Raw genomic sequence first — 14,524 nt, 5'->3', positions numbered from 1 at the left:
CAGGCCGGTTAGTACCCCTTGACAGGGTCTGCCAGCCCCACGAACTCGCCAGTTGAGAGGAAGCCGCGCACGTTGTCGTCGATGCGTCGCAGCAGCAGCGGCAGCGTCATCTCTGGCGTGTCGGCCGAGTGCGGCGTGATGAGGCAGCGGTCGTTCGACCAGAGCGGGTGCCCCTCGGGCAGCGGCTCAGGGTCGGTCACGTCGAGGCCTGCTCCGTAGATCTCCTCGGCGTTCAGCGCTGACTCAAGGGCGTCCGTATCGACGAGTGGGCCGCGGCCGATATTCACGAGCACGGCCGTCGCCTTCATGGCCCGCAGGCGCCCGGCGTTGATGAGGTGGTAGGTCTCGTCGGTCGAGGCGGCCGCGAGCACGACCACGTCGGCTTCCGGCAGCACGGTGTCGAACTCATCGCTCGTCACGGTGCGATCGGCGCCCTCAAGCGGCGTCGCGCTGCGGCGGACAACCGTCGTGGTGACGCCGAAGGGGCGCAACAGACTGAGCAGCTCGGCGGCAATGCCGCCAGCACCCAGAATGACGACGTGATTGCCGTAGAGCGAGCGACCCAGCGACGGCCCCCACTTGGTAGCGCGGGACCGCAGCGCGAGGCTGCGCTGCGCCGCGAGCGTCAACGCCAGCGCGTGCTCGGCCACCGGCTGTGCATACGAGCCCTTTGCGGAGGTCACCACGAGGCCGCGCTCGGCGTAGGGTGCGAGGCGCTTCGCGTACGCGTCGATCCCCGCGTAGGGCAGCTGCACCCAACCGATGTTGGGGTAGGCGTCGAGTGCCTCGAACAGCGGCTCGATGTCGTGGTACGACGTGTAGATGAGCCCACGCGTGGCCTCCGAAAGCTCCGTGACCTCTCCCCCGGCATCCAGCACCGCCTGCGTCTGCGCTCGGCCAGATCCGGCTGGCAGCACCGTGATCTTGCCGGGATTGGGGCGCGCGTCGCCCTCGAGCTTTGTGGCCGGAGCGCTGAGCACCTCGCGGTGGTGGAATGCGGTCAATTCGTGGTCTCCTCATCGTTGGTGTGGAATCGAGCGAACTCGGGGCGATCCTCGAGCAGACGGTCGCGCTCCGCAGCGGCCACCGCGTCGGGTTCGTCGTCGCGGAACAGGCCGCCGGCCACGCGCTCGGCCGCGGCGACGAGGTCGCGGTCGACGAGGCCGGGAAGCGGCGCCCGGGCGAACTCGCGGGCATCGCGCATCCGCTGCAGATACGGATCGAACGGGTCGCGCAGCACCTCGTCGATCTTGCCGCGCGCGAGCACGGTGCCGCGGTCGGTGATGACCACGTTGCTCGTGAGCCGCTCGACCGTCGCGAGGTCATTGCTGATGACCAGCATCGAGAGCGTGCGGCCACGGTTGAGCCGCTCAAGCAGCTCGAACAGCGCCGGGCGCGCGATGACGTCGACGCCCTGCGCCGGCTCGTCGACGATGAGCAGGCGCGGCTCGACGATGAGGGCGCGCGCGAAGGCGACGCGCTGTCGCTGACCGCGCGAGAGCTCGAACGGGAAGCGGTTGAGCACACCGAGTTCGAGGTCGACCGCGTCGATGAGCAGGGCGGCCGCCTTACCGAGCGAGCGCTTGTCAAAGTGGCGGTCGCGGCTCAGCACCGGCTCGGCGATGTTCTCGGCTACCGTGAGGTCGTTGCGCATCGTCTGGCCCGAGTTCGGGGCGAGGTAGCCGACCGTCAGCGGCAGGCGGCGCAAATCGGCCCGGGTGGGCTTGCGCAAATTCACGCCATCAACGTGTAGCTCGCCGCCCGAGATCCAGGGCCACGGATGCGGTGCCCCGCGCAGCAGCCCGCGGCCAGAAAGCACGCGGCCGAGCGACGTCTTGCCGCTGCCCGCAGAACCGACGACGCCGAGGATCTCGCCCTCGCGCAACTCGATGTTCACGCCCGAAAGGACTCGGGCCTCAGCGTCGCCAATGCGCGGACCGTACGAAATCGACAGATCTCGGGCACTAATGACGCTGCTCATGCCACGAGCCTAGCGGGCTCGGGCTTAGGCCTCGACGGACTCGCGCAGCTCGCGCTTGCGGCGCTCGACCTCAACGAGCCGTTCGCTGAGCTCACGGTGCCCGAGGGGGTCCGTCTCGATGTCAGTGCGCTTCAGCTCGCCGAGCAGCTCGGCCTTGCGGCGAAGCAGGTCGCGCTCGATGAGCGCCGCGGTGACCGACCGCACGTACGCGGCCACCTGTTCGGGGCCGGGCCCGGCGGGCAGCGGCGCCATCGATAGGTCGGTGACCAGCGGCACGAACGACGACGGTACCTCCTCGTGCACCTCGGGCAACCACTGCGGCGTGCCGAGGGTGCCGCGCGTCGCCACGATCGCGTTGCGCACGGTGTCGAGCGACGCATCCGAGAAGCTGGCGGCGAGCACGCCGTCGAGCTGCACCTCTGACAGCATCTTCGGGTATTGCAGGACGGCGCTGAGGGCGTCGCGCTCGAGCCGGGTGATCGGGTCGTTCGGCAGATCGCGCATGCGCACGATCGGCATCGCGTAGGTGTTGTCGGCGATTCCGCTCGGATCACCATGGGGGTCGCTCGGCGCGTTCGCCGCCTGCTCGTGTCGACGCACCTCGCGTTGTACCTGCTCGAGGTCCATGCCGAGCCAGCCCGAGAGCTGGCGCACGTACTCGGGGCGCAGGGCGCGGTCGCGGATGCTCGCGATGATCGGCGCGGCCTCGCGCAGGGCCGCCACGCGACCCTCGGCATTGCGCAGGTTGTGGCGCTTGATCTGCTCGCGCACGACGAACTCATACATCGGAACGGCGTGGTCGATGAGCGACACGATCGCCGCGTCGCCGTGCTTCAGACGCAGGTCGCACGGGTCGAGGCCCTCGTGCGTCGTGTCGACCGCGACGAAGGTCTGCGCGACGAAGCGGTTCTCCTCCGCGAACGCGCGCATGGCGGCCTTGCGGCCAGCCTCGTCAGGGTCGAAGTTGAAGATGACGCGGCCGCGATTCGACTCGTCGTCCATGATGCGCCGCAAAATTTTGATGTGGTCGACGCCGAAGGCCGTGCCACAGGTGGCGACAGCGGTGGTCACGCCCGCGAGGTGGGCAGCCATGACGTCGGTGTAGCCCTCGACCACGACCACCTTGTGGCCGCGCGAGATGTCGCGCTTCGCGAGATCGAGCCCGTAGAGCACGCGCGACTTGTGGTAGATCTCGGTCTCGGGCGTGTTCAGATACTTCGGGCCCTTGTCGTCGTCGAAGAGCTTGCGCGCGCCGAAACCGACGGTCTGCCCGGAGGTGTCGCGGATCGGCCAGACGAGGCGGCCGCGGAAGCGGTCGTAGCTCGAGCCGCGATCGTTCGTCGACACGAGCCCGGCGTCCTGCAACTCCTGCGTCGAGTAGCCCTTCGTGCGCAGGTGCTTCGAGAGCGCATCCCATGATTTCGGGGCGTAACCGACGCCGAAGTGCGCAGCGGCCTGCGGGTCAAACCCGCGACCGCCGAGGAAGTCGCGGCCGATCTGTGCGTCGGCGGTGGCGAGTTGCGCCTGGAAGAACTTCTCGGCCTCGGCGTTCACCTGCAGCAGGCGCACGCGGTTGCTGTGATCTGGGGCCTCACCGCCGTCCTCGTAGGTGAGCTGGTACCCGAGGCGCCCCGCGAGCCGCTCGACGGCCTCGACGAAGCTGATGTGGTCCATCTTCTGCAGGAACGAGAAGACATCGCCCGACTCCCCGCAGCCGAAGCAGTGGTAGAAACCGAGTTGCGGGCGGACGTGAAACGACGGCGTGCGCTCGTCGTGGAACGGGCACAGGCCCTTGCGCGAGCCGACACCCGCCGACTTCAGCGTGACGTAGTCGCCGACGACGTCGTCGATATTCGTGCGCGCTCGTACCTCGTCAATGTCAGTTCGTCGGATGCGCGCCATGGCACCGATTCTAGGCGCTGGCCACGCCGACGGTGGCGACGTTCGCATGCAGCGCAAGCGCCGACTGATCAGTGAGCGAGGCGACCTGATCGATGATGACGCGGCGGCGGGCCGCGTCGTCGTCGGCCTCGTCGAAGAGGTCGGCGAACTCGCGCTCGAGGTGCAGCGTGCCGGTCGCCCAGAGCGCCTCGAGCAGCTCGGTGAGCAGCTCGCGCTGGCGGGCGTAGACCGGCTGGCGCGTCGGCAGGCTCATGACAAAACCGGCGACGCTGCCCTTGAGCAGCGCGATCTCGGCCTCGATCTCGCGCGGCACGATCACCTCGGCGCCGAAGCGAATCAGTAGGCTCTCGCTGCCGTAGGCCGCGAGCGTCGCCTCGATCGATGCCTTCGCAAAGCGGCCGATGAGCTGCGAGGTGAGGTTCTTGAGCGCCGCCCGGTCGCGGGCCGACGCGGAATAGTCGTGCACCCACCACGGCAGCGCGAGCAGTCGATCGAAGGCTGCGCCGAGCTCATCCTCGCCGAACTTGCGGCCCGACCACTCGACGGCGTTAAAGAGAATCGCCTCGCGGTTCTCGGCATCCTCGAGCTCGGGTAGCGGCAGGAAGCCCTCGACCACCGCATCCTCGAGGTCATGCACCGAGTAGGCAATGTCGTCGCTCAGGTCCATGACCTGCGCTTCGATGCACTTGCGCCCGGTCGGCGCGCCGGCCCGCAGCCAGTCGAACACCGGCCGATCGTCCTCGTACACGCCGAACTTGCGGGTGCCGAGCGCGAGTCCCGTCTCGCGATCCCACGGGTACTTGCATGCCGCGTCGAGGGATGCGCGGGTCAGGTTGAGACCGCATGCCCGCCCCTCGTCGTCGAACACCTTCGGCTCGAGTCTCGACACGAGCCGAAGCGTCTGCGCGTTGCCCTCGAAGCCGCCGATGTCGGCCGACCAGTCGTTGAGCGCCCGTTCGCCGTTGTGGCCGAAGGGCGGGTGACCGATGTCGTGCGCGAGACACGCGGTGTCAACGATGTCGGGGTCGAGCGCGAGCGAGCCCGCGATCTCGCGGCCGACCTGGGCGACCTCGAGCGAGTGCGTAAGACGGTTACGCGCAAAGTCGGCGCCTGTCGTCGGCGAGAGCACCTGGGTCTTCAGGGCGAGGCGACGCAGGCCCGACGAGTGCAGCAGCCGTGCCCGGTCGCGGGCGAAGGATGAGCGGCGACGGTTCTCGTGAAACTCCGGCAGAAACCGGGCTGCGTCGTCGGGCGAGTAGTGGCTCGCGGGGCCGTTCAGGCCGGGTGCGCGCATCCCCTAGCCTCCCGAGACGTCGAGCTCGGCCGCGGCGATGTCGGCGCTTTCGGAGGCAAGCAGGCTGCGCGAGTCGAGCCAGCCCTGCGGCAGCACGGCGCGCTTCGGGCTGCCCGAGCGACCGCGGGGGCCTTCTGCGCCCGCACCCGGCCAGGGCGCATCCTCAAGCCCGTCGGCAAGTGACCGCAGCTCGTCGAGCGAGTCAATGAGGGCGAAGCGCTTACGCAGCTCGCCACCGACGGGATAGCCCTTGAAGTACCAGGCGACGTGCTTGCGGAAGTCGCGGCAGCCGTGCGCCTCGTCGCCGAAGAAGTCGACGAGGAGTTCGGCGTGACGCACCATCGCCTGGCCGACCTCGCGCAGGCCGGGCTGGATGCGCCGCTCGCTGCCCGAGAAGGCGGCCTCGAGATCGCCGAAGAGCCACGGGCGGCCGAGCACGCCTCGCCCGACCACGACGCCGTCGCAGCCAGTCTCGGCCATCATCCGCGGTCCGTCCTCGCCCTCGAACACGTCGCCGTTGCCGAGGATCGGAATCGACGAGATCGTTTCTTTGAGCGTGCGGATTGCGTGCCAGTCGGCCGTGCCGGAATACTGCTGCTCGAGCGTGCGCGCGTGCAGCGTGATCGCCGCGACACCTGCCTGCTCGGCGATCTTCGCCGCCTCGAGGTAGGTCAGGTGGTCGTCGTTGATGCCCTTGCGGATCTTGATCGTGAGGGGCACGCCGCCGGCGCGTCGCACCGCCGTGGCGCAGATCGCCTCGAAGAGATCGGACTTCCAGGGCAGTGCCGAGCCGCCGCCGCGGCGCGTGACCTTCGGCACGGGGCAGCCAAAGTTGAGGTCGATGTGGTCGGCGCGATCCTCGTCGACGAGCAGGCCGACCGCGTCACCGACCGTGTTCGGGTCGACGCCGTAGAGCTGTATCGACCGAATGTCTTCCGATGGGTGGTGGTGGATGAGCCGCATCGTCGATTCGTTGCGTTCCACGAGCGCGCGGGTTGTCACCATCTCGGTGACATAGAGGCCGGCGCCGTATTCACGGCAGAGCCGGCGGAACGCCTCGTTCGTCACTCCGGCCATCGGCGCGAGCACGACTGGCGAGGCGACCTCGAGGTCGCCAATCTTCAGCGCGGGAGAGTGCGAGAGAGTTGCAGTCGGCATAACCGAACTATTCTCGCACCCCGCGCGGGGATTGGCGACCCCGAACCGCGGTTAGGCGCCGCGCAGGCGCTCCGCGACGTAGCCGTAGAGGCGGTCGACGCTCACGCGCTCCTGCGTCATGGTGTCGCGGTCGCGCACCGTCACGGCGTTATCGTCGAGCGAGTCGAAATCGACCGTGATGCAGAGCGGGGTACCGATCTCGTCCTGACGACGGTACCGGCGGCCGATCTGGCCCGCGTCGTCGTAGTCGATGTTCCAACGACCCCCGGCACGCAGCTCGTCCGCGACGCGCTTCGAGAGAGGCGCGAGCTCCTCCTTCTTCGACAGCGGCAGCACGGCGGCCTTGACGGGAGCCAGCCGCGGGTCGAGGCGAAGCACGGTGCGGGTGTCAACGCCACCCTTCGCATTGGGCGCCTCGTCCTCCTCGTACGCGTCGACGAGGAACGCCATGAGTGAGCGGGTGAGACCGAACGACGGCTCGATCACGTATGGCGTGTAGTGCTCGCCAGCGGCCTGGTCGAAAAACTGCAGCGCCGTGCCCGAGGCATCGGTGTGCGACTTGAGGTCGAAGTCGGTGCGGTTCGCCACACCCATGAGTTCACCCCAGGCGCTGCCGGTGAAGCCGAACTCGTACTCGAAGTCGATCGTGCGGTCGGAGTAGTGTGCGCGCTCTCCGTCGGGCACGTCGAACTGGCGCATGTGCTCGGGGTTGATGCCGAGGTCGACGAACCAGTTCCAGCAGGCCTCGACCCACTCGTCGAAGTGCTGCGATGCATCCGCCGGCGGCACGAAGTACTCGATCTCCATCTGCTCGAACTCGCGGGTGCGGAAGATGAAGTTCCCGGGCGTGATCTCGTTGCGGAACGACTTGCCGACCTGACCGATGCCGAACGGCGGCTTCTTGCGCGCGGTCGTGACGACATTGTTGAAGTTGACGAAGATGCCCTGCGCCGTCTCGGGGCGCAGGTAGTGCAGGCCCTCTTCGTTGTCGACAGCGCCGAGGTAGGTCTTCATGAGGCCCGAGAAGTTCTGGGGCTCGGTCCACTGACCCTTGGTGCCGCACTCGGGGCAGACGATCTCGTCCATGCCCGTCGCCTCGCGGCCCTTCTTCGCTTCGAAGGCTTCGAGCAGGTGATCCTGGCGCTGGCGCTTGTGGCAATTCGTGCACTCAATCAGCGGGTCGGTGAAGGTCGCGACGTGGCCCGAGGCCTCCCACACGCGCTTCGGCAGAATGACGGCCGAGTCGAGGCCGACCATGTCGGCGCGGCCGCGTACGAAGTACTGCCACCACTGCTGCTTGATGTTCTCCTTGAGTTCGACGCCGAGGGGGCCGTAGTCCCATGCCGAGCGCGAACCTCCATAGATTTCACCCGCCTGGTACACGAAGCCGCGTCGCTTGGCGAGCGCGATGACCTGGTCGAGCTTGGAGGCTGCCATCTGTTGAACACTCCTGATGGTGGGCGGGCGCTGGCGCGGGGCCAGCGAGAATCAGCTTCCCATCTTAGCCGTGTGCCGAGCGAGCACCTCGGTCGCCTCCTGACGCGCCGGGGTATCGGTGTCGAGGTGCGCGAGTTGCTCGGGAATCGGGCGTCCCTTCGCCTTGGTCGCCTGCGCCCACAGTCGGCCGGCGCGGTACGACGAGCGCACGAGCGGTCCGGCCATGACGCCCACGAAACCGAGCTCGCGGGCTACGTCGGAGAGCTCGATGAATTCCTCCGGCTTCACCCAGCGGTCGATCGGGTGGTGCAGCTTGCTCGGGCGCAGGTACTGCGTGAGCGTGAGGATGTCGACGTCGTGGTCGCGCAGGTCGCGCATCGTCGCCTCGATCTCGTCGCGGGTCTCCCCCATGCCGAGAATGAGGTTCGACTTCGTGACCATGCCGAGCTCGCTCGCCCGCGAGAGCATCCGCAGCGATCGGTCGTAGCGGAACCCGGGGCGGATCTCCTTGAAGATGCACGGCACCGTCTCGATGTTGTGGGCGAAGACCTCGGGCTGGGCCTCGCAGACCGCCACGATCGCATCGTCGCCTCCGCGGAAGTCGTCGACGAGCAACTCGACGCCGGTGCCCGGGTTGAGGGCGTGAATCTGTCGCGCGGTCTCGGCGAACAGCCAGGATGCGCCGTCCGGCAGATCGTCACGCGCGACACCCGTGACGGTCGCGTAGCGCAGACCGAGCTCGCGCACCGATTCGGCCACGCGGAGCGGCTCCTCGCGGTCGTAGCCGAGCGGTTTGCCCGTCGCGATCATGCAGAAGTCGCAGCGGCGCGTGCACTGATCGCCGCCGATGAGGAACGTCGCCTCGCGGTCCTCCCAGCACTCGTAGATGTTCGGGCAGCCGGCCTCCTCACACACCGTGTGCAGGTTGCTTTGGCGCGCGAGGCGCTTGACGTCCTGATACTGCTCGTTCGCGGTCGCACGCGTGCGAATCCACTCGGGCTTGGTCTCAATCGGGGTCTCGGCGTTACGCGCCTCGACGCGCAGCAACTTTCGCCCTTCGGGTGCGAGCGTGTTCATACGGTCACCTCCACGGGTGCCTGGAAGCGGACAAGTTGACGGTCAAGGTGCGGGTGCAGCACGTCGGCGACCTCGGCGAGGCTCGCGTCGACGCCGAGCTCGGCGAGCGAAGTGACGCCGGCGTCGCGGATGCCGCACGGCACGATGCGGTCGAAGTCGTGCAGCTCGGGATGCACGTTGAGCGCTAGGCCGTGCATGGTCGCGTGCTTCGAGAAACGCACGCCAATGGCGCAGAGCTTCCGGTCGGGCGCACCGTCGCGCACGATCCACACGCCGGTGCGGCCGTCGACGCGTTGGCTCTGCACACCAAGTTCGGCGACGGCACCCATCACCGCGGCTTCGAGAGCGCGCACGTAGGCGACGACATCCTGGCGGCCGCGGATGAGCACGATCGGATACGCGACGAGCTGCCCCGGGCCGTGGTAGGTCACCGACCCGCCGCGGTCGATGCGCACGATCGGCACATCCTCGTTCGGAATGTCGGCGTCGGCGGTGCGCGACCCGGCGGTGGAGACGGGCTCGAACTCGGAGTAGATCACCGTGTCGGCGTGGTTGCCCGCGGCGACCTCAGCATGGATGCGCCGCTGCGTCGCGTCGACATCGAGGTATTTCGAACGGCCTGATTCAAAGAGGCGTAGTTGTTGCACGCCGTCCAGTAAAGCAGATTGTCGGCACTACGGCGTTTGCGTGACGCCCTGTGGCGCGTCGACCGCGCCACCGAAGCGGCGGTCGCGCGAGATGTAGAGGCCGATGGCGCGCCAGAGGTCTTCCCGCGTGAAGTCGGGCCAGAGCGTGTCGAGGAAGACCATCTCGGCATACGCCGACTCCCAGAGCAGGAAGTTCGAAGTGCGCTGCTCGCCCGACGAACGCACGAAGAGATCGACGTCAGGTAGCTGCGGTTGGTAGAGGTGCGCGGCGATGTGCGACTCGCGGATGCGCTCGGGCTTGAGCTTGCCCGCCGCGACGTCGCGCGCGATCGCTTGCACCGCATCCCGCAGCTCGACCCGGCCGCCGTAGTTGACGCACATGTTCAGCGTCATGCCGGTGTTGTGGCGGGTGAGTTCCTCAGCGGCGAGGAGGTCCTTGATCACCGATTTCCAGAGGCGGGTGCGGTTGCCCGACCACACGACCTTGACGCCCCACTCGTGTAGCTGGTCGCGTTGCCGGTGCAGCACCTCGCGGTTGAAGCCCATGAGGAATCGCACCTCGGCGGCCGAGCGGGCCCAATTCTCGGTCGAGAATGCATAGACCGAGAGGTGCTTCACTCCGGCCTGGATCGCGCCCGCGACGACGTCGAGCAGCGCCGCCTCGCCGGCGCGGTGCCCCTCGGTGCGGGGAAGCCCCCGCTGGTTCGCCCAGCGACCGTTTCCGTCCATGACGACGGCGACGTGTGCCGGCACGGCTGCGGCTGGGAACGACGGTGGAGTGAGTCCCGTCCAGTCCAGGGGCTTGAACGTGCGGGTCTCGGGCGTAGTCATACCGTTTAGGGTACGCCGGGCCCGGAGCGATCCTGGTCGTGCACCGTCATCGACCGCAGCCCGCGTTCGAGGTGGAATTGCGCGTAGGCGCTCACGATGCGGTGGGCCGCCGCGCGCGTGCCGTCGTCGGTCGCCTCGGCGACGCCCCAATTGCCCGCGAGCAAGGCCCAGAGCAGGCGCATGGTGTCGACGTCGGCGTACATGACGGCCCCGGTCGAGCGGGCATCGTCGTCACAGACGGCGCCGCCGGCGGTGAGCGAGATACGTGAGTGCGGCCCGGCTTTGCCACACCGAGCGCAATCGGTGAACGTCGGCCGCCAGCCGGCCAGCGCGAGCGACCGAAGCAGGTACGCATCGAGTACGAGCCCGGCCGGATGCTCGCGCCGCGCCAGGTACCGCAGCGAGCCGACGAGCTGGGCGAACTGGAGCGGCGCCGGCTCGGCCTCGAGGATGCGGTCGGCCGCCTCGAGGATCGCGGCCGACATCGTGTACACGTCGAAGTCGTCGACCATCTTCGCCGCGAAGCTGTGCACCGTCACGGCTTGGGTGAGCGTGTCGAGCCCGGCGGGCCCGTGGCCGCGCGTGTAGAACTGCGCGTCGATGACGTTGCCCGCCTCGACGCGGGCGCCGAACTTCGAGGCTGTGCGGCGCACGCCCCGGGCGACAGCACTGATCTTGCCGTGCTGTCGCCCGAAACAGGTGAGGATGCGGTCGGCCTCGCCGAGCGGACGGCCGCGAAGAATCACGACCTCGTCGGTATAGTTCGGCATCCTCAGCCCTCGAGTTACTGCTTTGCGTTGCGCACCGCGCGGTTCACGCTCGACACGATCGCCTTGAGCGAGGCGTTCGAGATGTCGGGGTCGATGCCGACGCCCCACAGGCGCTGGCCATTGACCTCGAGCTCGACGTAGGCCGCCGCGAGGGCGTCGCCCGACGCTGACAGCGTGTGCTCGACGTAGTCGTAGAGCTTGACTTCGTAGCCGCGGTCTTCGAGCACGTTGAGGAACGCGTTGATCGGTCCGTTGCCGGTGCTCTCGATCGTGAGCTCTTCGTCTTCGCGACGCAACTTCACGGTGATGGCAGTCGTGCCGTCCATTTCGGTCGCGGTGCGAACGCCGAAGATTTCGAGTCGGCCCCACTTCTCGGCGGCCTCCGTTGCCGGCAGGTACTCGTCGACGAAGATCTGCCAGATGTCGTCGGGCGCGACCTCGCCACCCTCGGTATCGGTGCGCTGCTGCACCGTCGCCGAGAACTCGATCTGCAGCCGGCGCGGCAGCTCGAGGTTGTGGTGCTCCTTGAGCAGGTAGGCCACGCCACCCTTGCCCGACTGCGAGTTGACGCGAATCACGGCCTCGTAGGTGCGGCCGAGGTCACGCGGGTCGACCGGCAGGTACGGCACGGCCCACTCGAGCTCGTCGACCGGCACGCCGGTTTCGTCCGACTTCGCCGCCATCGCCTCGAAGCCCTTCTTGATCGCGTCCTGGTGCGAGCCCGAGAACGCGGTGTAGACGAGGTCGCCGCCCCACGGGTGGCGCTCCCCCACGCGCAGTTGGTTGCAGTATTCGACGGTGCGGCGAATCTCGTCAATGTTCGAGAAGTCGATCTCGGGGTCGACACCCTGCGTGAACAGGTTGACGCCGAGGGTAACGAGGTCGACGTTACCGGTGCGCTCGCCATTGCCGAACAGGCAGCCCTCGATGCGGTCGGCGCCGGCCTGGTAGCCGAGTTCGGCCGCGGCGACCGCGGTGCCGCGGTCGTTGTGCGGGTGCAGCGAGAGAATCACCGATTCGCGGCGGTCGAGATTGCGATGCATGAACTCGATCGAGTCGGCGTAGACGTTCGGAGTCGACATCTCGACGGTCGCGGGCAGGTTGATGATGATCGGACGCTCGGGCGTCGCGTCGAGCTCCTCAATGATCGCGTTGCTCACCTCGAGCGCGTAGTCGAGCTCGGTGCCGGTGTAACTCTCGGGAGAGTACTCGTAGAAGATCTCGGTGCCTTCGGCGATCGACTCGAAGCGCTTACACATGCGTGCGCCCTCGAGCGCGATCTGCTTCACGCCTTCGCGGTCTTCGCGGAACACGACCTCGCGCTGCAGCACGCTTGTCGAGTTGTAGAGGTGCACGATCGCGCGCTTCGCACCGCGCAGCGACTCGTAGGTGCGCTTGACGAGGTGCTCGCGCGCCTGGGTCAGCACCTGGATGGTGACGTCGTCGGGAATGTGGTTCTCGTCGATGAGGCGACGCACGAAGTCGAAGTCAGTCTGGCTCGCCGAGGGGAACCCGACCTCGATCTCCTTGTAGCCGAGGCGCACAAGCAGGTCGAACATGACGAGCTTGCGCTCGGGCGACATCGGGTCGATCAGGGCCTGGTTGCCGTCGCGGAGGTCGACGGCGCACCAGCGCGGCGCCTTCGTGATGACTTGGTCGGGCCAGGTGCGGTCGGGCAGGGTGACACCAAACTGGGTGGCGTACGAGACGTACCGGTGGGTGGGCATTTTGGACGGCTGCTGCAGATTGCGCATGTGCGAACTTTCTTCTGAAGATTCTTGGCCTAAGCCATGCTTCAACTCCGCGGCAGGGAAGGCTTAGTTGCTAAGCCCCGCCGCGGCACAGAAGAAGGAGGGTGCCGTACGAATGCATGCGTTTAGCCTAGCACCGCCGAAATCGACGCTTGTCGAGCTACCGAACGTTGCGGCCGAGCAGCCGCTGCACGCGGAGGGTGCCGCGCAGGTCGTTCGTGATGCGGCCGCCCTCGATCACGACGACGTGATTCGCGCGGGTGGCCAGGTCGACGTCGCCGGTGGCGTGGACGATGCCGATGCCGTGTTCGCTCGCGACGGCGCGCAACAGCGATACGAGCAGGTGCCGCTCGCGCTCCGGCAGGTTTGCGTAGGGATCGTCCGCGGCGATGATGGCTGGCCTGGCCGCAACGGCCCTGCCGATGGCGACGCGGTACTGCAGCGACAGCGGTAGCTCCGAGACGATCGCGCTGCCGGCGTTCATGAAGCCGAGTGAATCACGCAGCTGCTGCACCTCTTGCTGCCCGAGGGCGCCACGGTGATTCGGCAGCAGCCCCTGGCGCAGGTGTTCGTCAAGCGTGCGCCCGGGCGTGATGACCGGGTCGCGCAGCAGCACGCCGACTCGCTCCGGGTCAGCGATGGGCTCTTGCCCCGGTGCCGGAACGAACCGCCGCCCCTCGATCACGCTGAAGCCCGACTCAACGGGCTCAAAGCCGAGGGCCGCGCGCAGCACGGCACCGCCCGAGCCATCGGGCGAGAGCAGCGCCGTAGTCTCGCCACGACGGGCAACAAAGCTGACTCGGTGCAGGGGCGCGTTGCCGGTGCGGTGAAGGCCGAACACTTCCATCCCGTACGCACCGGGGGCGTGTTGCCCGGCTGCGAATTTGGGTTGGGCGTTCATGCGTCTAACGTTACGACCAGGCTCGGCATGATTCGTCAGCGACACATCCGAACGGGCGTCATACGGAGGGATGACTCTGTGGCCGAGGCGCAATTTAGAGCAGCCCGTGCTCGTACGCGTAGACGACCAGCTGCACGCGGTCGCGCAGGCCGAGCTTCGCGAGGATGCGCGAAATGTGCGTCTTGACGGTCGCCTCCGAGAGGAACTCCTGGGTGGCGATTTCGCCGTTCGACATGCCCTTGGCCGCGAGGAAGAACATCTCGCGTTCGCGCTCGGTGAGCGCCTCGAACTCCTCCGGCTCGCCCTCGAGTCGGTTCGGCGATTGAGAGAAGCGGCGGATGAGGTCGGCGGTCGCCTGCGCCGCGAACACCTCGGAGCCGCCGTGCACGGTGCGGATCGCGGCGAGGAGGAACTCGGGGTCGGCGTCCTTGAGCACGAAGCCCGAAGCACCGGCGGCGACCGCGCGAGCCACGGCCTTGTCGAGGTCGAAGGTGGTGAGGATGAGGATGCGGCTTTCGAGCCCACGGGCAACGATCTGCTGGGTTGCCTCGAGCCCGTCCATGTTCGGCATGCGCACGTCCATGAGAATCACGTCGGGTTTGACCGACATCGCGAGACGCACGGCCTCGGCGCCGTCGGATGCCTCGGCGACGTAGGCCATGTCGTCCTGCGAGTCGACCAGCATGCGGATTCCGCCGCGGAAGAGCTGCTGGTCGTCAACGAGCGCGACGCGGATCGGTCCGCCGGGCTGGGGAGATTCGTTCATGGCACCAGA

At 67.7% G+C, this 14,524-nt stretch carries 13 protein-coding genes; all 13 read right to left on the bottom strand.

Annotation, left to right across the window (positions count from 1 at the left end):
* Positions 1-8: 8 nt before the first annotated feature.
* The 13 genes from M3M28_RS05910 to M3M28_RS05850 all read right to left on the bottom strand — a co-directional run bounded on the left by M3M28_RS05910 (position 9) and on the right by M3M28_RS05850 (position 14,515).
* A complete protein-coding gene (locus tag M3M28_RS05910) occupies positions 9-1,004 on the bottom strand; it encodes a D-isomer specific 2-hydroxyacid dehydrogenase family protein (RefSeq protein ID WP_249387886.1) in 996 nt (331 codons plus the stop codon).
* Entirely contained in the window at positions 1,001-1,981 is a 981-nt protein-coding gene (locus M3M28_RS05905) for an ATP-binding cassette domain-containing protein (RefSeq protein WP_249387885.1), read from the bottom strand. Before M3M28_RS05905 ends, M3M28_RS05910 begins: the two co-directional genes overlap by 4 nt.
* Before the next feature lie 24 nt (positions 1,982-2,005).
* Complete coding sequence (gene dnaG, locus M3M28_RS05900) at positions 2,006-3,883, bottom strand: DNA primase (RefSeq protein ID WP_249387884.1); 1,878 nt, start codon at positions 3,881-3,883, stop codon at positions 2,006-2,008.
* A 10-nt stretch (positions 3,884-3,893) separates the two neighbouring features.
* The gene (locus M3M28_RS05895; RefSeq protein ID WP_249387883.1) at positions 3,894-5,177 is read right to left on the bottom strand and encodes a deoxyguanosinetriphosphate triphosphohydrolase; all 1,284 of its coding nucleotides are present in this window, start codon (positions 5,175-5,177) and stop codon (positions 3,894-3,896) included.
* A 3-nt stretch (positions 5,178-5,180) separates the two neighbouring features.
* On the bottom strand, positions 5,181-6,335 hold the full coding sequence (dusB, locus tag M3M28_RS05890) for a tRNA dihydrouridine synthase DusB (protein WP_249387882.1): 1,155 nt from the start codon (positions 6,333-6,335) through the stop codon (positions 5,181-5,183).
* A 51-nt stretch (positions 6,336-6,386) separates the two neighbouring features.
* Positions 6,387-7,772, bottom strand: a complete 1,386-nt coding sequence (locus M3M28_RS05885; RefSeq protein WP_249387881.1) for a glycine--tRNA ligase — start codon at positions 7,770-7,772, stop codon at positions 6,387-6,389.
* Positions 7,773-7,823: 51 nt separating this feature from the next.
* Positions 7,824-8,849 (bottom strand): lipoyl synthase, encoded by a 1,026-nt coding sequence (lipA, locus tag M3M28_RS05880; RefSeq protein ID WP_249387880.1) that lies wholly within the window; start codon positions 8,847-8,849, stop codon positions 7,824-7,826.
* Positions 8,846-9,496, bottom strand: a complete 651-nt coding sequence (gene lipB, locus M3M28_RS05875) for a lipoyl(octanoyl) transferase LipB (RefSeq protein ID WP_249387879.1) — start codon at positions 9,494-9,496, stop codon at positions 8,846-8,848. The genes lipA and lipB overlap by 4 nt, the downstream gene beginning before the upstream one ends.
* 27 nt (positions 9,497-9,523) lie before the next feature.
* Positions 9,524-10,327 (bottom strand): isoprenyl transferase, encoded by an 804-nt coding sequence (locus M3M28_RS05870; protein ID WP_249387878.1) that lies wholly within the window; start codon positions 10,325-10,327, stop codon positions 9,524-9,526.
* Between the two features lie 5 nt (positions 10,328-10,332).
* On the bottom strand, positions 10,333-11,097 hold the full coding sequence (gene recO / locus M3M28_RS05865) for a DNA repair protein RecO (protein ID WP_249387877.1): 765 nt from the start codon (positions 11,095-11,097) through the stop codon (positions 10,333-10,335).
* A gap of 14 nt (positions 11,098-11,111) precedes the next feature.
* Positions 11,112-12,851, bottom strand: coding sequence for a 2-isopropylmalate synthase (gene leuA, locus M3M28_RS05860; RefSeq protein WP_249387876.1), 1,740 nt, complete (start codon positions 12,849-12,851; stop codon positions 11,112-11,114).
* A 157-nt stretch (positions 12,852-13,008) separates the two neighbouring features.
* A complete protein-coding gene (locus M3M28_RS05855; protein ID WP_249387875.1) occupies positions 13,009-13,749 on the bottom strand; it encodes an ATP-binding cassette domain-containing protein in 741 nt (246 codons plus the stop codon).
* A gap of 94 nt (positions 13,750-13,843) precedes the next feature.
* Positions 13,844-14,515: a response regulator gene (locus tag M3M28_RS05850; protein ID WP_249387874.1), complete on the bottom strand. Its 672-nt coding sequence runs from the start codon at positions 14,513-14,515 to the stop codon at positions 13,844-13,846.
* Between the last annotated feature and the right edge of the window lie 9 nt (positions 14,516-14,524).

This window comes from Gulosibacter sediminis, assembly GCF_023370115.1.
GTDB classification, from domain to species: domain Bacteria; phylum Actinomycetota; class Actinomycetes; order Actinomycetales; family Microbacteriaceae; genus Gulosibacter; species Gulosibacter sediminis_A.
The sequence above is the reverse complement of the archived record's forward strand: the minus strand, read 5'-3'. Positions and strand labels throughout refer to the sequence as shown.

Excerpts from the sequence above, each read along its gene's own strand:
- M3M28_RS05905 (WP_249387885.1), bottom strand. The coding sequence starts at position 1,981 with ATGAGCAGCGTCATTAGTGCCCGAGATCTGTCGATTTCGTACGGTCCG.
- lipA (WP_249387880.1), bottom strand. The coding sequence starts at position 8,849 with ATGAACACGCTCGCACCCGAAGGGCGAAAGTTGCTGCGCGTCGAGGCG.
- M3M28_RS05850 (WP_249387874.1), bottom strand. The coding sequence starts at position 14,515 with ATGAACGAATCTCCCCAGCCCGGCGGACCGATCCGCGTCGCGCTCGTT.
- M3M28_RS05885 (WP_249387881.1), bottom strand. The coding sequence starts at position 7,772 with ATGGCAGCCTCCAAGCTCGACCAGGTCATCGCGCTCGCCAAGCGACGC.
- dnaG (WP_249387884.1), bottom strand. The coding sequence starts at position 3,883 with ATGGCGCGCATCCGACGAACTGACATTGACGAGGTACGAGCGCGCACG.
- M3M28_RS05895 (WP_249387883.1), bottom strand. The coding sequence starts at position 5,177 with ATGCGCGCACCCGGCCTGAACGGCCCCGCGAGCCACTACTCGCCCGAC.
- leuA (WP_249387876.1), bottom strand. The coding sequence starts at position 12,851 with ATGCGCAATCTGCAGCAGCCGTCCAAAATGCCCACCCACCGGTACGTC.
- M3M28_RS05870 (WP_249387878.1), bottom strand. The coding sequence starts at position 10,327 with ATGACTACGCCCGAGACCCGCACGTTCAAGCCCCTGGACTGGACGGGA.
- M3M28_RS05855 (WP_249387875.1), bottom strand. The coding sequence starts at position 13,749 with ATGAACGCCCAACCCAAATTCGCAGCCGGGCAACACGCCCCCGGTGCG.
- dusB (WP_249387882.1), bottom strand. The coding sequence starts at position 6,335 with ATGCCGACTGCAACTCTCTCGCACTCTCCCGCGCTGAAGATTGGCGAC.
- recO (WP_249387877.1), bottom strand. The coding sequence starts at position 11,097 with ATGCCGAACTATACCGACGAGGTCGTGATTCTTCGCGGCCGTCCGCTC.